General features: G+C 62.5%; 14 protein-coding genes, 1 tRNA gene and 2 pseudogenes. 7 read left to right on the top strand and 10 right to left on the bottom strand.

All coding sequences use genetic code 11. The features are described 5' to 3' along the window. Position 1: 1 nt before the first annotated feature. Genes lspA through ACNA1V_RS06650 form a run of 3 tightly spaced genes read right to left on the bottom strand, consistent with a single transcriptional unit; the run spans position 2 to position 4,354 of the window. Positions 2-520 carry a signal peptidase II gene (gene lspA, locus ACNA1V_RS06660; RefSeq protein WP_415832806.1) on the bottom strand — a complete coding sequence of 173 codons (519 nt, stop codon included), beginning with the start codon at positions 518-520 and terminating at the stop codon, positions 2-4. Beyond that, positions 517-3,399 carry an isoleucine--tRNA ligase gene (ileS, locus tag ACNA1V_RS06655; protein ID WP_415832840.1) on the bottom strand — a complete coding sequence of 961 codons (2,883 nt, stop codon included), beginning with the start codon at positions 3,397-3,399 and terminating at the stop codon, positions 517-519. Before ileS ends, lspA begins: the two co-directional genes overlap by 4 nt. After that, on the bottom strand, positions 3,389-4,354 hold the full coding sequence (locus ACNA1V_RS06650) for a bifunctional riboflavin kinase/FAD synthetase (RefSeq protein ID WP_415832805.1): 966 nt from the start codon (positions 4,352-4,354) through the stop codon (positions 3,389-3,391). The genes ileS and ACNA1V_RS06650 overlap by 11 nt, the downstream gene beginning before the upstream one ends. 145 nt (positions 4,355-4,499) lie before the next feature. On the opposite strand from ACNA1V_RS06650, the gene purN reads away from it, so the two are divergent. The 4 genes from purN (at position 4,500) to ACNA1V_RS06630 (ending at position 10,857) form a co-directional block, all read left to right on the top strand. Next, entirely contained in the window at positions 4,500-5,147 is a 648-nt protein-coding gene (gene purN / locus ACNA1V_RS06645; protein WP_415832839.1) for a phosphoribosylglycinamide formyltransferase, read from the top strand. Between the two features lie 697 nt (positions 5,148-5,844). Further along, on the top strand, positions 5,845-7,074 hold the full coding sequence (locus ACNA1V_RS06640) for an RsmB/NOP family class I SAM-dependent RNA methyltransferase (RefSeq protein WP_415832838.1): 1,230 nt from the start codon (positions 5,845-5,847) through the stop codon (positions 7,072-7,074). 283 nt (positions 7,075-7,357) lie between these two features. Further along, a complete protein-coding gene (locus tag ACNA1V_RS06635) occupies positions 7,358-8,566 on the top strand; it encodes a DesA family fatty acid desaturase (protein ID WP_415832804.1) in 1,209 nt (402 codons plus the stop codon). After that, entirely contained in the window at positions 8,566-10,857 is a 2,292-nt protein-coding gene (locus ACNA1V_RS06630) for a UvrD-helicase domain-containing protein (RefSeq protein ID WP_415832837.1), read from the top strand. The genes ACNA1V_RS06635 and ACNA1V_RS06630 overlap by 1 nt, the downstream gene beginning before the upstream one ends. Positions 10,858-10,967: 110 nt before the next feature. Here ACNA1V_RS06630 and ACNA1V_RS06625 read toward each other — a convergent pair whose 3' ends face one another. The 7 genes and pseudogenes from ACNA1V_RS06625 to ACNA1V_RS06595 form a co-directional block, all read right to left on the bottom strand. Then, positions 10,968-11,420 carry a DUF4260 domain-containing protein gene (locus ACNA1V_RS06625; RefSeq protein WP_415832803.1) on the bottom strand — a complete coding sequence of 151 codons (453 nt, stop codon included), beginning with the start codon at positions 11,418-11,420 and terminating at the stop codon, positions 10,968-10,970. 26 nt (positions 11,421-11,446) lie between these two features. Next, entirely contained in the window at positions 11,447-13,387 is a 1,941-nt protein-coding gene (locus ACNA1V_RS06620) for an ABC-F family ATP-binding cassette domain-containing protein (RefSeq protein ID WP_415832802.1), read from the bottom strand. Further along, positions 13,384-14,325 (bottom strand): 50S ribosomal protein L3 N(5)-glutamine methyltransferase, encoded by a 942-nt coding sequence (gene prmB, locus ACNA1V_RS06615; RefSeq protein WP_415832836.1) that lies wholly within the window; start codon positions 14,323-14,325, stop codon positions 13,384-13,386. The genes ACNA1V_RS06620 and prmB overlap by 4 nt, the downstream gene beginning before the upstream one ends. Before the next feature lie 8 nt (positions 14,326-14,333). Beyond that, positions 14,334-15,485, bottom strand: a complete 1,152-nt coding sequence (gene dapE, locus ACNA1V_RS06610; protein ID WP_415832801.1) for a succinyl-diaminopimelate desuccinylase — start codon at positions 15,483-15,485, stop codon at positions 14,334-14,336. Further along, on the bottom strand, positions 15,482-16,306 hold the full coding sequence (gene dapD, locus ACNA1V_RS06605) for a 2,3,4,5-tetrahydropyridine-2,6-dicarboxylate N-succinyltransferase (protein WP_415832800.1): 825 nt from the start codon (positions 16,304-16,306) through the stop codon (positions 15,482-15,484). The genes dapE and dapD overlap by 4 nt, the downstream gene beginning before the upstream one ends. Positions 16,307-16,342: 36 nt before the next feature. Beyond that, positions 16,343-17,349 (bottom strand): annotated as a pseudogene (gene dapC, locus ACNA1V_RS06600) (succinyldiaminopimelate transaminase); the annotation flags it as partial. Between the two features lies 1 nt (position 17,350). After that, positions 17,351-17,554: pseudogene (locus tag ACNA1V_RS06595) on the bottom strand (succinyldiaminopimelate transaminase); the annotation flags it as partial. Between the two features lie 94 nt (positions 17,555-17,648). On the opposite strand from ACNA1V_RS06595, the gene ACNA1V_RS06590 reads away from it, so the two are divergent. From ACNA1V_RS06590 to ACNA1V_RS06580, 3 genes are all read left to right on the top strand, one after another. Beyond that, positions 17,649-17,735: transfer RNA gene (locus ACNA1V_RS06590), tRNA-Leu, on the top strand. Between the two features lie 314 nt (positions 17,736-18,049). After that, positions 18,050-18,226, top strand: a complete 177-nt coding sequence (locus tag ACNA1V_RS06585) for a hypothetical protein (protein ID WP_415832799.1) — start codon at positions 18,050-18,052, stop codon at positions 18,224-18,226. 561 nt (positions 18,227-18,787) lie between these two features. Further along, positions 18,788-20,752 carry an FUSC family protein gene (locus tag ACNA1V_RS06580; protein WP_415832798.1) on the top strand — a complete coding sequence of 655 codons (1,965 nt, stop codon included), beginning with the start codon at positions 18,788-18,790 and terminating at the stop codon, positions 20,750-20,752. The last annotated feature ends 16 nt before the right edge of the window (positions 20,753-20,768 follow it).

Below are 20,768 nucleotides of genomic sequence, written 5' to 3'. Positions count from 1 at the left end.
TTCAAGGGGTGGTGCGGGCACGACGTGCGCGGGCCAGTTCGTCCCACAGCATGAGGATGGCACCCACGGTAATGCAGATGTCGGCAACATTGAACGCCGGGAAATAGGCGTTGTTCCAGTAGAACAGCAGGAAATCGACGACATGCCCGTGTTGCAGGCGGTCGATCACGTTGCCCAGGGCGCCGCCCAGGATCAGCACCAGCGCCAGGGAAAAACGGCGTTGGTTGGCATGGCGGCGCAGCAGGAACAGGATCAGCGCGCTGGCCGCGAAGCCAAGCGCGGTAAAGAACCAGCGTTGCCAGCCGTCGGCGCCAGCGAGGAAACTGAACGCCGCGCCTTCGTTGTAGAGCAGGGTGAAGTCGAAGAACGGCAGGACATTCAGACGCTGGCCATAGTGGAGTACCGTATTGAAGTGGTACTTGGTCACCTGGTCCAGGCCGATCAGCAGGATGGCCAGCGCCACCCAGCGCCAGAACAGCGGCGCCGGGGAGCGGTTTGTCGGGTGCGTGCCCTGGCTCATGCGAACCTGCGCTGTTCGCCCGTGCCGAACAGGTTGCTGACGCAACGGCCGCACAGCTCGGGGTGATCGGCATTGGCGCCGACGTCGGCACGCCAGTGCCAGCAACGGGCGCATTTCAGGTGCGAGGAAGCCGACAGGGTCACTTGCAGTTCCCCTTCACCCTGTTGCACCGATGCGCGCGAAACGATCAGCACAAATTTCAGATCGTCTTCCAGGCTGGCCAGGTCTTCATATTCCTGGCCGCTGGCTTGCAGCACCACTTCTGCCTGCAGAGAGGAGCCGACGCTGCCGGCGGCGCGCAGGGTTTCCAGTTCGCGCAGAATCTGTGCCCGGGTCTGGCGCAGGCGGCCCCACTTTTGCTGCAGGGCGTCGTTGCCGGCGCTCAGCGGCAGCTGATGGTAGGTTTCGGTGAAAATCGTCAGGCGGGCATTCTCCGGCACGGCGCCGGGAGTGGCCTCGGCCAGAACCGCCCAGGCTTCTTCCGCAGTGAAGGACAGCACCGGGGCCATCACCTTGAGCAAGGTCAGCGTGATGTGCAGCAGCGCGCTTTGCGCACTGCGGCGGGCGTGGCTGTCGGTTGCCGAGGTGTACAGGCGGTCTTTCAGGATATCCAGGTAGAACGCGCCCAGGTCTTCGGAGCAGAAGGTTTGCAGTCGCGCCGTGGCCGGGTGGAACTCATAGCGTTCGTAGGCGGCCAGCACTTCTTCCTGCATGCGGGCGGCCATGCCGAGCGCATAACGGTCAATTTCCAGCATGTCTTCGACATTCACCAGCTGGGTGGTGGCGTCGAAGTCGGCCAGGTTGGCCAGCAGGAAGCGCAAGGTGTTGCGGATGCGGCGGTAGCCTTCCACGACACGCTTGAGGATGGTGTCGGAAATCGACAACTCGCCGGAGTAGTCCGTGCTGCCAATCCAGAGGCGCAGGATTTCTGCGCCCAGGGAGTCGGACACCTTTTGCGGCACGATGACATTGCCCAGCGACTTGCTCATCTTGCGGCCATCGCCATCGACGGTGAAGCCGTGCGTCAGCAGCGCCTTGTAGGGCGCGCGGCCATAGAGCATGGAACCGGTCAACAGCGAGGAATGGAACCAGCCGCGGTGCTGATCCGAGCCTTCCAGATAGAGGTCTGCCGGCCAGGCCAGCACATCGCCATGCGAACCGCCATTGCTGACGGGCGAATCCGGGGTGCGCGCGCCGCCCAGCACGGTGACATGGGTGGTGCCTGAATCAAACCAGACGTCCAGCGTGTCACGGGTTTTTTCGTACAGGTCGGCTTCGTCGCCCAGCAGGTCGCGAGGATCCAGGGCCTGCCAGGCCTCGATACCGTGCTGTTCCACACGCTTTGCCACTTCCTCCATCAATTCGACCGTGCGTGGATGCAGCTCGCCGGTTTCCTTGTGGACGAACAGCGACATCGGGACACCCCATTGGCGCTGGCGCGACAGGGTCCAGTCCGGACGGTTGGCGATCATGTTGTGCAGGCGCGCACGGCCCCAGGCCGGGAAGAAGGCGGTGGCGTCCACGGCTTGCAAGGCTGTTTCGCGCAGCGTCGGGCCCTGGTTTGTGGGCACGACATCCATGCCGGCGAACCATTGGCTGGTGGCGCGGTAGATCACCGGCGTCTTGTGGCGCCAGCAGTGCATGTAGCTGTGCTTGAGCTTTTCCGTGCGCAGGAGGGTGCCGGTGTCTTGCAGCGTCTGGACGATCAGCGGATTGGCGTCCCAGATCTTGAGCCCGCCGAAGATCGGCAGGGTGGTGGCGTAGCGGCCGTCGCCCATCACCGGATTGATGATCTCGGCATCTGCCAGGCCATGGGCCTTGCAGCTGATGAAGTCGTCCACACCATAGGCGGGCGCCGAGTGCACCACGCCGGTGCCGGTGTCCAGGGTCACGTACTCGGCCAGATACACCGGCGAGGTGCGCTGGTAGCCGGCATCGGCCTGGGCCAGCGGGTGATGGAAGCGCAGGTTTTCCAGCGCCTGGCCGGCCACGGTGGCAATGATTTCGCCGCTCAGGCCCCATTGCTCCAGGCAGGGGGCGACACGTTCGCGTGCGAGCAGCAGCATGCTGCCGGTCTGGCGCGCTTCGGACAGACGCACCAGGCTGTATTCGAGCTCGGGGTGGACGTTGAGCGCCTGATTGGACGGGATGGTCCAGGGCGTCGTGGTCCAGATGACGATGGCGCCGTCTGCCACGGCGTCCTCAGGCAGGCCGAAGGCGCGCGCGATGGCGGATTTGTCGGCAAACGGAAACGCGACGTCGATGGTGGGATCGACGCGGTCGGCATATTCAACTTCCGCTTCCGCCAGCGCCGAACCACAGTCGAAACACCAGTTGACGGGTTTGAGGCCCCGGAACAGGTAGCCGCGCTTGATGATTCCGGCCAGGGCACGGATCTCATTGGCTTCATTGCCATAATTCATTGTGAGGTATGGGTTGTCCCAATCCCCCAGCACGCCCAGGCGTTTGAAATCCTGTTTCTGGCGGTCGATCTGCTCCAGTGCGTAAGCACGGGCACGCGCCTGGACTTCGGCAACGGGCAGGTTCTTGCCGTATTTTTTCTCGATCTGGATTTCAATCGGCATGCCGTGGCAATCCCAGCCCGGCACATACGGTGCATCAAAGCCGGCCATGTTGCGGCTTTTGATGATGATGTCCTTGAGGATCTTGTTGACCGCGTGGCCCAGGTGGATGTCGCCGTTGGCATAGGGGGGGCCGTCGTGCAGCACGAACTTGGGGCGGCCTTGGCTGGCAGCGCGAATCGCCTGATAAATTCGGTTTTCTTCCCAGTCGGCGACCCATTTGGGTTCGCGCTTGGCGAGGTCTCCGCGCATCGGGAAGGCGGTATCGGGCAGGTTGAGGGTGTCTTTATAGTCCATGGACGGAAAAATAAGCGCGCGCATCGTCGGCATCCTGGCGGATGGCGGCAGTCAAGGCGTCAAGATCGGAAAATTTCTGCTCATCCCGCAGATACTGCAGGAATTCAACGTTAATCAGTTTACCGTAGGCGTCGGCACTGGTATCGAGCAAGTGTGTCTCAAGCAGCAGCCTGCCTTCGCCTTCTACGGTAGGCCGTACGCCCAGGCTGGACACGGCTGCCAGTGGCCGGTCGGCCAGCCCGTGCACACGGGTGACGTAAATGCCGGGGCGCAGGGCGCTGCGTTCCGGCACCCCTTGATTCATGGTGGGGAAACCCAGGTTGCGCCCCAGTTTGCGCCCGTGACGCACATGGGCGCAAACGGAGGGCCAGCGGCCCAGCAGGGCGTGGGCTTGCTGCAGGTCTGCCTGCGCCAGCGCCTCCCTGATGTCGGAACTGGAGATGCGCCGGCCCTGGGCATCCAGAATGTCTTCCAGCGTATGAACCTCGAAGCCATATTCGGCGCCAGCACGGCGCAATGTCTCGATGTCACCGGAACGGGCGCGGCCATAACGGAAGTCGCTGCCTACCAGCAGCCAGCGTACGTCCAGGCCTTCGACCAGGATCTGGCGGACGAAGTCGTCAGGGCTCATGTTGGCCAGCGTGTGGTCGAAGCGGCGTACGACCAGCTGGCGCATGCCCGCCTGGGCCAGTGCCATGCATTGGTCGCGCAGGCTGGAAATCCGGCGGGGCACGAGGTCGGGCAAGCCACGCAGCCTGGCGAAATACTCGCGCGGGTGCGGCGAAAAGGTCATGGCGGACGGTACCAGCCCGCGGCGGGCCGCGGCTTCGCAGACCTGCGCCAGAATCGCCTGGTGGCCAAGATGAACGCCGTCAAAACTGCCTATCGTCAGCGCGCAAGGTTGGCGGCGATTGGCAGGCGGCAGGGAACGGTAGATATGCAGCGTTGGTTTCACGGGCGACAGTTTACAATCACCAGTTATATTTTTTAATGGAAATACCGCTTTGCCCGACGCGATCAACCGCCAGAGCGCGGATTACGCTCTTTCGAGCGCTGGCCAGGATGCCGGCGCTCCTGTTGCTGGAAAGACTCCCTGCCGCCTGCTGATCCTGATTTCCGGGCGTGGCTCCAATATGCGGACGCTGGTCGAAGCTTGCCGTACGCAGGGCTGGCCGGCAGAGATTGTCGGTGTCATTGCCAATAAGCCGGACGCCGCCGGGTTGAGCTGGGCGCGGGAGCAGGGGCTGGAAACCCTGGCCTTGCCGCACCGGGACTATGCCAGCCGCGAAGCCTTTGACGCCGCGTTGGCGCAGGCAGTCGATACCTTCGAGCCTGATTACATCATTCTGGCCGGTTTCATGCGTGTCCTGACGCCCGGGTTTGTACAGCGTTACGCGGGGCGTCTGGTGAATATCCATCCGTCGTTGCTGCCGGCCTTTCCGGGGCTGCATACGCATGCGCAGGCTTTGGCCAACGGGGTGCAGGCGCATGGCTGCACCGTGCATTTCGTGACGCCGGTGCTGGATCACGGCCCGATCATCGCGCAAAGCGTCGTGCCCGTTCTGGCGGACGATACGCCGGATACGCTGGCTGACCGCGTACTGGAAACCGAACATCATATTTTCCCGCAAGCCGTTCGCTGGCTGGCGGAAGGACGAGTGTCACAGGCTGCAGACGGCCGTGTGACGGTCGCGGGCGTGGCCTCGCGTCTTTATATTTGGCAGGCAGAGGCAAATCATCATGGCTGATCAGGGTCGCACAAATCGTTATGGCCGTCCGATTCAGGATGCGCCGGCGGCAGGTGGCCGCCGCACGGCTGGCGCTAACGCCAGGGCAGAGCGCGGCGGCGCGGCGCGGCGCGAGGAGCGCCCGGAAGCACCGGGCCGCCGCAGCGAAGGCCTGCAAGGCTGGCGCAGCAGCAGGGAAGGGCAGGAGCCCAAGGCAGGCGGGACGCCGGCTAAGCGCTTTGGCGCAAGCGCTGCGTCCGACCGACGCGCGGACGGCGGTCGGGCAGAACGCAACGCGGAACGCCCGTTCGAGCGCCGGCCCGCTGCCGCCGAGGGGCGAGGGCAGCGCGACAGCAGCCGTGCTGGCGGTGCGCGTGACAGCCGGTTCGAGGAGCACCGCGGCGATGCCCGCAAGGCTCAGCGTGAGGGTGGCCCGCGTGACGTACGCCGCGATGATCGCTCTCACGATCGCGCGGCACGCGGCAGCGGCTATGGTAACGAACGCAACGAACGTCGTTCAGCTGCCCCCGCGCAGGCAGGGGGGCAGGATCGCGCGCCGCGTCAGTCCGGTGCGTACGAGCGTGCCCAGCCGGGCGTGCGTCAGGATTCGGCAGTGCGCCGTACTCAGCCAGGCGCGCAGCAGGACACCGGCTTTCAGCCTGTCGTCGTGCGTACGCGCCTGCACCCGATGGAATATCGCATGGTGCAGCTGGGCCAGATTTTTGATCAGGTCTTTACCTGGGAATATCCGGCAGATGCCGTGCTGTCGCATTGGTTGCGTGCACATCCGCAGGTCGGTGCACGCGACCGCAGCCAGCTGGCGGAGGCTGTCTATGATGTGCTGCGCCATTTGCGTCGTTATCGTCATTATGCCGAGAGCGGTTCGGGAACGGCTAACCGTCGCCTGGCCATTCTGGGCCTGCTGGCCACGCAGGGCCGTGAAGCGCTGGAGCCGGTGCTGAGCGCAGATGAGCAGGCATGGCTGACGCGTCTGGATGAAATTGATGCCGACGCCTTGCCCTTGGCCGTGCGGCATAGCTATCCGGATTGGTTGTCAGAGCAACTGGCTGCCTTACCCGATGGCGAGTCGCTGATGGCCGCGCTGAACCTGCCTGCCGGCCTGGACCTGCGGGTCAATCCGATGAAGGCGGATCGCGATGAAACGCTGGCGGCCTTGCGCAAGAGCATGCCGCAGCACGACCCGCAACCGACCCCATATTCCCCCTGGGGCATCCGTGTGCAGGGGCGTCCCTCCTTGCAGCGCACGCCGCAGTTCGAGCATGGCCTGCTTGAGGTTCAGGATGAAGGTAGCCAGCTGCTGGCCTTGCTGGTTGGCCCCAAGCGTGGCGAGATGATCATAGATTTCTGTGCCGGCGCCGGGGGCAAGACCTTGCTGCTGGGCGCATTGATGCGTTCCACGGGCAGGCTGTACGCGTTTGACGTGTCGGCAGCGCGCCTGGCGCGCGCCAAGCCCAGGCTGGCGCGCAGCGGTTTGTCCAATGTGGCCACCATTGCGCTGGAGCATGAGAATGATGTCCGCGTGAAGCGTTTGGCAGGCAAGGCTCAGCGGGTGCTGGTGGATGCGCCTTGCAGCGGCATGGGAACCTTGCGGCGCAACCCTGATATGAAATGGCGCCAGTCGCCGCAGTCGGTGCGGGAGCTGTGCGATGTGCAGGCACGCGTGCTGGAAAGTGCAGCACGCTGCGTCGCGCCAGGCGGCCGTCTGGTTTATGCGACATGCAGTCTGTTGCCGCAGGAGAACGAAGATCAGGTGCAGGCCTTCTTGAAGAAACATCCGGAGTTCCAGCTGTTGGAGGCAGGCACCATTCTGGCGTCTCGCGTGCCGGGCCTGGAGATGCAGGATGCCTATCTGCGCCTGCGCCCGGATCAGCACGGAACCGACGGATTTTTCGCCGCAGCGCTGGAGCGTCGTACGGAAGCGGCATGATTTGTTGCAGGAAAGCCAGTTTTTTAGCGACAGATGCTGTTTTTTGTAGCAAAATTAAGGTATGACATCTGAGCGGGGGCAGGGTGCAAGCGCTGTTCCCGTCGGCACAAGGCGATTGCCGTCAGCGCAAGCCCGGGTTTCCATGCTCCTGTCGGGGGCAGACCCTAGCGCAAGCCGGAATCTTTCTTGATCTGACGCAAAAACCTTTTTGTCACCAGGGTGTCATACGGTCAGTAGCGATATACACTGGCCTTCACCTTTTGACGCGAGACCTGATATCCATATGGATACTATTATTTCCTTTCTCAGCGGTGGCCTCTTGCAGGCCTCGTGGTGGCAAGTCCTGATTGTCACCCTGGTAATGACCCACATTACCATCGTATGCGTAACCATTTTTCTGCACCGCAGCCAGACGCACCGCGGGCTCGATCTGCATCCTGCGATCGCGCACTTCTTCCGCTTCTGGTTGTGGATGACAACCGGTATGGTGACCAAAGAATGGGTCGCCATCCACCGCAAGCACCATGCGCGCTGCGAGCGCGAGGGTGATCCTCACTCGCCCATGCTGTTCGGTATCTGGAAGGTGCTGTTCCGCGGCGCCGAACTGTACCGCCAGGAATCCGAGAACCAAGAAACCATGGCCAAGTTCGGCCACGGGACGCCTAACGATTGGCTTGAGCGTAATGTGTACGCCAAGCACAGCGCCCTGGGCATTCTCATCATGCTGGTGATCGACCTGCTGCTGTTCGGCGTGGTTGGCCTGACGGTCTGGGCCGTGCAGATGGCCTGGATTCCCTTCTGGGCAGCTGGCGTGGTCAATGGTATCGGCCACTACTGGGGCTACCGCAATTTCGCCAGCCCGGACACCAGCACGAACGTGTTCCCCTGGGGCATCATCATCGGTGGCGAAGAGCTGCACAACAACCACCATGCGCATGCCAGCTCGGCCAAGTTCTCGAGCCAGTGGTATGAGTTCGATATCGGTTGGGTGTACATCCGCATGATGCAGGCTGTCGGTTTGGCCAAGGTGCGCAAGGTTGCGCCCAAGCTCAAGCTTGAATCCGATGTGCGTTCGGTCGATCTCAAGACCCTGCATGGCGTGATCACGCACCGCTATGAAATCATGGCGCGCTACGCCGATCTGCTGAAGCATGCCTGCTCGCAGGAGCTGAGCCGCATGAAGGGCGGCAACGGCGAAGGCAACGTGCAGACCTCGCGCCAGACGCTCAAGCGTGTGCGCAACTGGTTCCACCTGCCGGATACCAACCTGCAGCCGGAGCAATTGGCGCAGATCGATCAGGCTGTTGCCAGCAGCCAGTCGCTCTCCACGCTGATGCAAATGCGCAAGGATCTGGGCCGTCTCTGGGAAAGCTCCAGCGCCAGCAGCGAACAGTTGCTGCATGACCTGCAAGCCTGGTGCCAGCGTGCTCAACAAAGCGGTATCGAAGGTCTGGCCGAATTCGCCAGCCGTCTGCGCCGCTACGCGGCATGATGGATCTGGACCGCCTGAATCCCGAGCAACGCGCCGCTGTTACCCTGGATCCCTCCTGCCACGCCCTGGTTCTTGCCGGGGCTGGCAGCGGCAAGACCAGGGTTCTGACAACCCGCATGGCCTGGCTGGTACAAACTGGCCAGGCCAGTCCTTTTGGGCTGCTCGCCGTCACTTTTACCAACAAGGCTGCCCGCGAAATGCTGGCTCGCCTGACGGCCATGCTACCGCTGGATCCGCGCGGCCTGTGGATCGGTACGTTCCACGGCCTGTGCAATCGCTTGCTGCGCGCGCATCACCGCGATGCCGGCTTGCCGCAATCGTTCCAGATCCTCGATAGCGCGGATCAGCTTTCTGCCATCAAGCGCCTGCTCAAGGCTGCGAATATTGATGACGAGAAATATCCCCCGCGTGATGTGCAGCGCTTCATCAATCATGCCAAGGAAGAGGGCCAGCGGCCCGATACCGTCGTGACGGGTGATCCGCACAGCCGGCGTCTGGCAGAGATCTATGCGCTGTACCAGGAACAGTGCGAACGCGAAGGCGTAGTGGATTTTGCCGAGCTGCTGTTGCGCGCCTATGAGTTGCTGTCGCGCAATGCGCCAGTGCGTGAGCACTATCAGCGCCGCTTCCGTCATATCCTGGTCGATGAGTTCCAGGATACCAACGCCTTGCAGTATCGCTGGCTGAAATTGCTGGCTGGCGGCGGTGCGCATGTGTTTGCAGTCGGCGATGATGACCAATCCATTTATGCTTTCCGTGGGGCAGACGTCGGTAATATGTCGGCGTTTGTGCGTGATTACGCGGGCGAACATGTCATCCGTCTGGAGCAGAATTACCGCTCCTATGGGCATATTCTGGATGCGGCCAACGCGCTGATCAGCCATAACACCGGCCGTCTGGGGAAAAACCTCTGGACTGCGCAGGGCGAGGGCGAGCGCATCCGTGTCTGTGAACAGGCCAGTGATGGCCTGGAAGCGCAGTGGGTCGTCGATGAATTGAAGTCGCTGGCGCGTGAAGGCATGCCGCGCAGCGAAATCGCCATTCTGTATCGCAGTAATGCGCAGTCGCGGGTGCTGGAACATGCCTTGTTCAGTGCAGGGGTTCCGTACAAGGTATATGGCGGCCTGCGCTTTTTCGAGCGCCAGGAAGTCAAGCATGCGCTGGCCTATTTGCGCTTGCTGGCCAATCCGGATGACGACACCTCGTGGTTGCGAGTGGTGAATTTTCCGGCCCGGGGAATCGGTGCACGCACACTGGAATCCCTGGCGGATCAGGCGCGTACCTACGGTACCAGCCTGTATGGCGCGGTGGCGCGTGTGCCCGGCAAGGGCGGGGCCAACCTGGCCCAGTTTGCCGCGCTGATCGGCCGCCTTGGGCACGAAACGCGCAGCCTGCCCTTGCCTGAGATGGTGGCCCATATCATCGAACACTCCGGCCTGGTTGCCCATTACCAAACCGAGCGGGAAGGCGAAGAGCGGCTGGAAAACCTGAGGGAACTCGTGGCGGCAGCGGCCGCTTTCGTGGCGGAAGAAAACTACGAAGGCATGCCTGCGGGCTTTGCTGCGGCGCTGGATGTTCCGGCCGTTCCTGATGATGAGGCATTTTTCGGTGCGCCGCCGGCAGCGGGTATCTCTCCGTTGGCGGCCTTCCTGTCGCATGCTTCGCTGGAAGCTGGGGACAATCAGGCTCAGGCCGGTGAAGACGCCATCCAGATGATGACGGTCCATGCGGCCAAGGGGCTGGAGTTCGACGCGGTTTTCATGACGGGTATGGAAGAAGGCCTGTTCCCGCATGAAAACAGCCTGTCCGACCCGGAAGGCCTGGAAGAAGAACGGCGGCTGATGTATGTGGCCATCACGCGGGCGCGCAAGCGTCTGTACCTGAGCCTGGCCCAGAGCCGGATGCTGCATGGGCAGACGCGCTACGCCATGCGTTCACGTTTCTTCCAGGAAATTCCGGAGCAGCACCTGAAATGGCTTACGCCCAAGGCCTCGTCCCACCAGGGTACAGGCTGGGGTGGCCCGGCGCCGCGTGCCCTGGCTGATGCTTTCGGGCGTCAGTCCACCGGCAGGATAGAGCCGCGCCAGGCACGCCATGGCAGCAATGTGGTCAAGGTCGGCGAACGTGAATACCGGGTGGGCATGGGGGTCAGCCATGCCCGTTTCGGGGAAGGCACGATCATTGAACTATCCGGCAACGGCGACGATGCCCAGGCAAGGATTCATTTCCGCGAGGCGGGGCAGAAGACTTTGGCCTTGGGCATTGCCAAGCTGGATGTCGTGGCCGGCTGACCCTGGGCTGCGGCAGCCGTAGGGCTGTGTCTGTATTGGATGGCCTGTCGCCGAAACCTGTTGCCGGGTTTCGGCGTTTTCATTTCCCGTGTTGCGAGGCGCCTGATGTTTCAATGGCGGGCGTCAGGGCCGTCTTGCCTGGCGCGGCCGATCAGGCCCAGGTGAGTCAGGCGAAAACCTTGCCCATACTTGAGGCCGTAGCCCAGGGCGCGATCAAAGCCGATGTGTGCGGCCCAGATCAGTCCGGCGGAAAGCAAGCCGGGGATACCGAAAAAGACGCCTGCGGCCAGGCACACCACGGCACCGACATAGGAGTGCGCGCAGTTATAGAGAACCGCGCCTAGGCGCGGGCCGGCGGCATAGCCGAATAGCGATAGATCCGGCACGAGAAAGCACAGGGCGAACAGCCCCCAGCCGCTGGTGGCGAAGCTGTCGTAGGCCAGGAGGCTGGCCAGCAGCACGCACAGCCCTTCCAGTCTCAGCAGGTGTCGCACGCCACCGGTGGCGGCATGCGGCGCCGATGGCGCGGCGGGTTGGGGAATCGCAGAGGGAGGCGATGGCATGGGCGTGGCGGATCGTGTTGACGGCCTCAGCTTTCGCTGGCGTTGATGGCTTCTATGGCTTCCACCAGCTCCAGCCAGCGTTCCTCTTGGGCGTCCACGCTTTTGCTCAGTTCGCCATGTTCGGCAAGTGCCTTGACGCGCTCGTCGCGGCGGGAGTCATCGTAGAAGGCCGGGTCGGCAATCAAGGCATCCAGGGTTTCAAGGCGACTGCGCTGGCTGTTCATGGCCGTTTCCACCTTGCGCAGTTCCGCCTCCAGCGGCTTGCGCTGCTGGGCCAGGCGCTGGCGCTGTTCGGCTTCCAGGCGTTTCTGGGCCTTGCGGTCAGGGGCAGGCTCGGCTTGTTGCTGGCGGGCCTCCTGGCGTTCTTCTGCGCGTGCCTGGGCCTGGCGGGATGACAGCCAGTCACGGTAGTCTTCCAGGTCGCCATCGAATTCCTGAACGCCGCCGTCGGCGACGATCCAGAAATCATCGACCGTGGTGCGCAGCAGGTGCCGGTCGTGAGAAACGAGCAGCATGCTGCCGCCGAATTCGGCCAGCGCGGTGGCCAGGGCTTCGCGGGTATCGACGTCCAGGTGGTTGCTGGGTTCGTCGAGAAGCAGCAGGTTGGGGCGTTGCCAGACGACCAGCGCCAGCGCCAAACGGGCTTTTTCTCCACCGGACATCGGCGCCACCGGGCCGGTGGCGGCGTCGCCGGAAAAGCCGAAGCCGCCCAGATAGTTGCGCAGGATCTGTTCGCGTTCGTCGGGTGCCAGGCGCGCCAGATGCGCCAGCGGCGTGCTATCGAGATCCAGCATATCCAGCTGGTGCTGGGCGAAATAGCCGATCTTCAAACCCTTGGATGCGACACGGCTGCCGCCCAGCAGCGGCAGTTCGCCGCAGAGCGATTTGATCATCGTACTTTTGCCGGCGCCGTTCGCACCCAGCACGCCGATGCGGCTACCGCCGCGCACCATCAGCGTGACTTGCCGCAGAATGGCGCTGTCCGTGCCATCTTCCGAGGCATACCCCATGGCGGCGTTTTCCAGCGTCAGCAAGGGGTCTGGCATTTGTTCCGGTGAGGGAATACGAATGTCTATGCCGGCCTCGGCCTGCAGCGGCGCGAGGACTTCCATGCGGGCCAGGGCCTTTACCCGGCTCTGGGCCTGCTTGGCCTTGGTGGCCTTGGCTTTGAAACGATCAATAAAGGATTGCAGGCGCGCCGCTTCCCGGGTTTGCCTGTCCCAGGCAATCTGGGTCTGGCGCAGGCGCTCGGCGCGTTGCACCAGGAAGTCCTGGTATCCGCCACGGTAGCGCACCAGCTTGCCGTGGTCGAAATGCAGAATGGAACGCGCCACGGCATCCAGGAACTCGGTGTCGTGCGAAATCAGCATGACGGTGCCAGGATAGGCGCCCAGCCAGCGTTCCAGCCACAGCATGGCGTCCAGATCCAGGTGGTTGGTCGGCTCGTCCAGCAGCAGCAAGTCAGACGGCGCCATCAGCGTGCGTGCCAGGGCCAGGCGCATGCGCCAGCCACCGGAAAAGGATGAGACCGGCTGCATCCATTCATCCGGGGCAAAGCCCAGGCCGGCCAGCAACTGCTCTGCACGCGAGGCGGCATCCCACACGCCGGCGTCGCTCAGGGCGGCTTCAAGTTCGGCAATGCGCATGCCGTCGGCCTGATCGGACAGGCTGGCGCGCTCGGCTTGCAAGGCACGCAAATGGCTATCGCCGTCGATGACGAATTCCCTGGCCGGGCGTTCGTCGGCAACGATTTCCTGCCGTACGCTGGCGATGCGCCAGCCCTGCGGGATATCCAGGGTGCCGGCGTCGGCATCGCGTTCACCGCGCAGCAAGGCAAACAGCGTCGATTTGCCGGCGCCGTTCTTGCCGACGATGCCAACGCGTTCGCCGGGGTGAACCACAAAATCCGCGTCGTCCAGCAACACTTTGGTGCCGGCGCGCAGGTTGAGTTTAGAAGCTCGTATCACGTAATCAATTGGTCGCGCGTCAGCAGCATGATCGGATGCAGGCCGCTGGCGGTATCCAGCCAAATAGGTTCGAGGCCGGGGAATGCCCGGGCGAAGTGTTCGTGTTCGTGGCCGATTTCCAGCACGAGGATGCCATTGTCGTCCAGATAACGCGGCGCCTGGCCAATGATGGTGCGGATCAGGTCCATGCCGTCGTCGCCGCCCGCCAGGGCGCCCCGGGGCTCATGGCGGAACTCCTGAGGCAGCGCCCGCATGGAGTTTTCATTGACATAGGGCGGATTGCTGATGATGACCTGATAACGGGCATCAGCAGGCAGCGGCTGGTAGAGATCGCCTTGATACAGGTGCAACCGGTTTTCCAGGCCATAATCCGCGACGTTGGCGCGGGCGACATCCAAGGCATCCGTGGAGAGATCCACGGCATCCACCTGGGCGTGCGGAAAGGCATGTGCCGCCAGAATTGCCAGGCAACCCGAGCCGGTGCAAAGATCCAGCGCACGGGTGACGCTCTCGGGGTCGTCCAGCCAGGGCGTCAACCCCTGTACCAGCCATTCCGCAATGGGAGAGCGCGGGACGATGACGCGCTCGTCCACCCGGAAGCGGTAGCCGTGCAGCCAGGCTTCGCCGGTCAGATAGGGGGCCGGCAGGCGCTCTTCAATACGGCGGCGGTAGATATTCAAGACGGCGTCGCGTTCCGTTTGCAGCAAGCGAGCATCCAGAAACGGATCCAGCGTGTCACCCGGCAGATTCAGCGTATGCAGCGCCAGGTAGGCCGCTTCATCCCAGGCGTTGTCGCTGCCGTGGCCGAAGGCCAGATTGGCGGCCCGGAACCGCGACACGCCGTAACGCAGCAAGTCGCGCAGGGTCAGCAGTTCCTGTGCCGCGGTGGCGGCGATGGCTGGCGCAGGACTGCTGTTCTGGCTGGCGTTTGGATTCATAGTCATGTTCAGGCTGTAGGGCGCAGCAAGGTTTCCAGCGTGCGCCGGTAAATGTTTTTCAGGGGCTCCAGGCTGTCAGCCGGGATATTTTCATTGACCTGATGGATGGTGGCGTTGATCGGGCCGAACTCCAGTACCTGCGGACAGATCCGGGCAATGAAACGTCCATCGGAGGTGCCGCCGGTCGTGGACAGCTCGGCGGCAATGCCGGTCTCGGCCGCAATGGCACTCGTGACAGCCGCGGTGAGGGTACCAGGTTCCGTCAGGAAAGGCTCGCCGCCCAGCTCCCATTCCAGCACATATTCGAGGGCGTGGCGGTCCAGCAGGGCGTGCACACGGCTTTTCAGGCCCTCAGCGGTACTGGCGCTGGAAAAGCGGAAGTTGAAGACGACCTGCAATTCGCCGGGGACGACATTGGTTGCGCCGGTTCCGGCATGGATATTGGAAACCTGAAACGTCGTCGGCGGGAAAAAGGCATTGCCTTCATCCCATTGCGTGGCGGCGAGTTCAGCCAGCGCGGCGGCGGCCTGGTGGACGGGGTTGCGTGCCAGGTGCGGATACGCCACGTGCCCTTGCTTGCCGATGACACGCAGGCGGCCGGTCAGCGAGCCGCGCCTGCCGTTCTTGATGGTGTCGCCCAGGACAGCGCCGGAGGTCGGTTCTCCCACGATGCAGAAATCCAGCTGCTCGCCACGCGCTTGCAGCAGGTCGCAGACATGGCGGGTGCCGTGCACGGCCGGGCCTTCTTCGTCGGAAGTGATCAGCAGCGCGATGGCGCCCTCATGATCCGGGCAGGCCGCGACGAACTCCTCGCAGGCCACGACGAAGGCCGCGATAGAACTTTTCATATCGGCCGCGCCGCGTGCATACAGACGGCCGTCGCGCAAGCTGGGCGCGAAGGGTGGGCTAACCCATGAGGTTTCAGGCCCGGGGGGCACGACATCGGTATGCCCGGCGAATACCAGCACGGGCCGGGCCTGGCCGCGCCTGGCCCAGAGATTGGTGACGCCGCCTGCACTGATGGTTTCCAGCTGGAAACCCAGCGGTGCGAGCCGGCTGGCCAGGATGGCCTGGCAGCCGGCATCGTCAGGCGTGACGCTCGCACGTGCCAGCAGTTCACTGGCCAGCGTCAGCACCGTGTTATCGCCATTGGCGCTCATGCAGACCTCAGCAATTCATTGATGCCGGTTTTGGCACGGGTCTGGGCATCGACACGCTTCACGATCACCGCGCAGGCCAGGCTATGGCTGCCGTCGGCAGCGGGCAGGCTGCCAGGAACCACGACGGAACCGGACGGCACGCGGCCGTAGAGGATCTCGCCGGTCGTCCGGTCATAGATGCGGGTGCTTTGCGACAGATATACGCCCATGGCCAGCACCGAATTTTCTTCGACGATCACCCCTTCCACCACTTCGGAGCGCGCGCCAATGAAGCAATTGTCTTCAATGATGGTAGGTGCCGCTTGCAGGGGTTCCAGCACCCCGCCGATTCCCACGCCGCCGGACAAGTGCACATTCTTGCCAATCTGCGCGCATGAGCCCACCGTGGCCCAGGTATCGACCATCGTTCCTTCATCCACATAAGCGCCGATATTGACGTACGACGGCATCAGCACGACATTGCGGCCGATGTGGGCGCCATGGCGCGCCACGGCGGGGGGAACCACGCGCACGCCTTCGGCCGCGAAGCGCTCGGCGCTGTAGTCCGCATATTTCAGCGCGACCTTGTCGTAGAACTGCAAAGGCGCGCCGCCCATGGGTTGATTGTCCTGCAAGCGGAAAGACAGCAGCACCGCCTGTTTGAGCCACTGATGCACCTGCCACTTTCCGTCGATTTTTTCCGCTACGCGCAGCTTGCCCGTATTCAAGCTGTTCAGCACGTCGTCGATGGCGGCTTTCAGGCTGGCAGGGTGGTGCGCGGCAGTCAGGTTGGCGCGGTCTTCCCAGGCTTGTTCGATGGTGTTTTGCAGTTGTGCAGTCATGCTTTCAGGTCCGGCTAGGTGGAAAAAAAGAGGAAATTACTTAGGGGTCATGGAACGGAATTTTACGTGCCGGGCGATACGCTCGGCCGCTTCGACGCAGGCTTCCAGCGGCGCAACCAGGGCCAGCCGGATACGGTTGGCGCCGGGATTGATGCCATCCTGCTCGCGGGCAAGAAAACTACCGGGCAGGACACCAACACCAGTGGCGGCGTAGAGCTCACGCGCAAACTCGGTATCGGCAACCGGCGTGCCGGCCCAGAGATAAAACGAGGCATCCGGCATCTGTACGTCGAGCACATCTTTCAGGATGGGATACACCGCGGCGAATTTGGCGCGGTAGGCGGCGCGGTTGGCAATCACGTGCGTTTCGTCGTTCCAGGCGGCGATGCTGGCCTGGGTCACGATGGGGCTCATGGCGCTGCCGTGATACGTCCTGTAGAGCAGGAACTTGGCGATCAGACGGGCATCGCCAGCGACGAAGCCGGAGCGCAGGCCGGGCAGGTTGGATCGCTTGGAGAGGCTGGAAAACACTAGCAGATTGGCATAATCATCGCGTCCCAGCTGCCGGGCTGCCTGTAGCGCGCCCAGCGGGGGCTGCGATTCATCCGGATAGATTTCGGAATAGCACTCATCGCTGGCGATGACAAAACCATAGCGGTCGGACAGGGCGAACAGATCCTGCCATTCCTCCAGTCGCATGACGCTGCCGGCGGGATTGCCGGGTGAACAGACATACAGCAACTGAGTCCGCTGCCAGACGTCTGCGGGCACCTTGCTCCAATCAGAAGAAAAATTCAGCGCAGGTTCTGCCGGGGCGTAATAAGGCTGGGCGCCAGCCAGCAGCGCAGCGCCTTCATAAATCTGATAGAACGGATTGGGGCAGACCACCAGTGGTGCAGCGTCACTGCTGTCTATGACCACCTGCGCGAAGGCGAACAGGGCCTCCCGCGAACCCAGAACCGGCAGCACATGGGTTTCCGCATCTGGAGCAGGAATCCCGTAGCGGCGGCCCAGCCAGGCGGCGATGGCCTGGCGCAAGGCGGNGTCGCCTTTGGTGGGCGGGTAGTGAGACAAACGATCCAGCGCCTGCGCCATCGCATCGCGAACACAAGCCGGAGCGGCGTGGCGGGGTTCGCCGATATGCAGGGGGATGGGTAGCAGGCCTTCAGGTGTCGGCCCGGCTTCGGCCAGAAGCTTGCGGAGCTTTTCGAAAGGGTAGGGATGCAGCAGGTCTAGGCGGGGGTTCATGGATGTACCCAGGAGTGTATAGACGTAATTCTATCAAGTCGGCTACAATAGTCGGCTTCGCAGGTGAAAGTGTAATAACGAAAAGCCTGTGAATGCGAGGGTGGCGAAATTGGTAGACGCACCAGGTTTAGGTCCTGACGCCGTAACAGGTGTAGGGGTTCGAGTCCCCTCCCTCGCACCACTTATTTTAATGAAATCAATGGCTTGGTTTTATCTGCTGTGATTTCAAGGGCACTTGGATGGGGCTTTCAGTCTGGTCGAGCCCGCATCTGATTGATGCCCACAGCATCTGAATGAGCAGACATTAAGACAACATTCCCATGTTGTCTTTTTTATTGCCTGAATCAGGAGTCTGCCTGAATCAGGAGTCCACCTCGATCCCTGCGAAGGGCATCAGGTTGACTCAGCCAGATCTACCGCCACACAAGCCAATCATGCCGGATCTGGCGTAACAGGTAGAGGTACGGCTGCGCTGGGCCGTGGCATAATGCGCCCATGAGCCCATTTCTCCCTGTTTCCCTATCACTGCTGTGCGTCGGCGTTGCTTTTCTGGCTACCGGCGTCGCGTTGAGCAACACCACGTTCATGATTCTCGGTGGTGTTTTCATGGTGTGTGGCGGCCCGATGCTCGCGCTCTCGTTTGCTCGGAAACGTCTGGCGAAGGCTGCCTGATTCTTGCCTCTTGCGCGGATATCCAAACCACGCGCCCACGTTCCACGCATATCCTGCCCGAGGTGTAGGCGGAGTGTGATACGGCTCGTACAGCCCATGGAATAGATGTGTCATGAACTGCAGGCCGGCTTGCTATGCCGGCTTTCTATTGTGCCTGGGGCCAGTTACCACGGTGTTCGGTGATAAGGGTGGACCGCTTTTGTCTTGCGCTGAGAATCGCGCTGTATTGTGGCTTATCGGCTTATCGGCTTATCGGCTTATCGGCTTATCGGCTTATCGGCTTATCGGCTTATCGGCCGTGGCCCGATCGACGCCACAGCTATCCCTATGCCCACAGGCCGACTCCTGAAGTCTGTCCGATCAAAAATGTCAAAAATCCGCCGCGCTTCGTCTATGCTGGCCGGATACGCTTTCTAATGTGGTGCTGAGCCCCCTACGGTGCTTCGCCCGTTCCGGGCGGGGTGGCCGTTGCCGCCATGGCTATCATGTGCGGCCTGTCAGCCGGTTTGCCGGTTTTTGTCCCGTGGGATAGAGGCCGGATCATGCGAGGAACGCTGCAACATGGAACGCCACACGATTCGCTCTGTCACGCTGGATGGCACGGTTCGCCCCAATGCTTGGTTGCGGCAATTGACACGGCTGAAGCCTGCCAGCTGGCCCAAGGCCCGTTGCGTGCGGACGGCCTTGGCGATTGCCTTGCCGATTCTGCTTGGCATGATGCTGGATTCCCCTGCGACTTTCATGATGATGTCCTTGGGCGCGCTCGGCCTATGCCTGGGGGAGCGGGATGGTCCTTATCTCCCCCGATTCAAGGAAATCCTGATTGTGGCACCGATCGGTGCCATTGGTTTTTTCCTGGGGTATCTGGGCGATTTACCTTGGGGCTGGGTGGTCGCGTGTATGACGCTGGCGGCATTTGTGGCCGGTATCGTCAGCAGTTTCGGTTCGGCATTTTCTGCTGGGACGGTGCAGGGGCTGCTGATGGGGTGTATAGCAATTGCGATTCCAGCCATTGCACCCTATTGGCAACCGGCTTTGTTTTTCCTGGCGGGCTGTGGCTTCTATGCGCTGTTGCTGGGGATAGAGGCCTTGCTTTACCGTCAGCGGCCATTTATCAATGAAGTCGCGAGTTTGCTGGATGATATTGCCAAGCTGGCGACGGCACGCTCGCGCGGCATTACCGTTGCTGGCGAGGCTTCCTATCGGCGGGCCGTGACCGACAAATTGTCCGCAGCCTATGGCGGCTTGCTGTCCAGCCGTTATCGGCATCAGGCTGGCCGTTCTCCCTATCTGGATTGGGAGGCATCCGTGCTGCAAGGCGTGGAGCATCTGTTTTCAGCGACGCTGGCGTCAAAGATTCCAGAGAACCTGACGGCCTGCGCGCAGGAGCTGCGTGAAATCGCCCGCCAGGTGCGCTTGGGCAAGTCGTTTTCAATGGCTGCTGTGGATCCTAACCCCGCCGGTGCCATGCTCTTGCCCCGGGCGCTGGCAAATTTCCGCCAGATTTTCTGGTTGCATGCCTCCTCGCATGGCATGGCGGAGCGTATTTTTCAGGCGCCTGGGCAGGCTCAGCCACGCCGGCATTTATTGGATCGTTTGGCCGTCGCGCCGCAGACGATCAAGACGGCAGCGATTTTGGCTTTGTGCATCGGGTTGGCGTTCGCGACGCGCTGGTTCAATGACGACCCTCATTGGTACTGGACGCCACTGACGGTGATCATTGTGCTCAAGCCCGAACTGGGGTCGATTTTCGCTCGTACGGTGCTGCGCATGCTGGGAACGATTGTGGCGGTGGCCGTCGGCGCGCTGATCTTCGCGCTGGTGCCCAAGGGCATGGGAATGGTGTGCGTACTGGCCTTGCTGGCGGCGCTGTTGCCATGGGCAGTGCTGCGTTCCTACGGTTTCGCGACTTTTTGCGCAACGCTCGTGGTGTTGATCTTGCTGGATGAAATTGCACCAGGGATACGTAATATCGACTATGGTCTGGCGCGCCTGGTCGATACCGTCTGGGGCGGCGTCATTATTTTGGTGTTTGGCTATTTCCTCTGGCCGCGCAGCCACGCACAGGTATTGACCCGAGGGTTTCAGGAAGCGCGGTCCCGGCTGGCGCAGTATCTGCTGGCGCTCAGGCCGGAGGGGGATGGGGGCGTGGTGCCGGGGCGGCAGACTGTGACGCGCCGGCAGGTGTATGTCGCGCTGGCAACGATGCGAGGGCAGTTGCAAAACGCCATGCAGGAGCCGCCGCCGGCCGGGCCGGAAGCGGCTGCCTGGTTTCCATTGGTCACCAGCGCGGAGCAGTTGTGCGACGATATCAGCGCCTGGGCCATCAAGCATTCGATTGCGCCTGGGGCGCAGGCTGAAATGTTGACGAAGTTGGCGGCCTGGGTGTCGGGCGAGGCCCATGGCGCCGAGGACTTGCTGGCGGCCGAGAACGAGCAGGCGGAGACGCTGGCCGGCCTGAATGCCATCGTATGCGAATGGCTGGCGCAGATCGAACGCCTGACCGAGCCGCAAAGCGCTGCATGAGTCATCTGTGGCGCCG

The organism is Kerstersia similis, assembly GCF_965139615.1.
Lineage (GTDB): Bacteria > Pseudomonadota > Gammaproteobacteria > Burkholderiales > Burkholderiaceae_B > Kerstersia > Kerstersia similis.
This window is presented reverse-complemented; position numbering and strand designations above follow the sequence as displayed.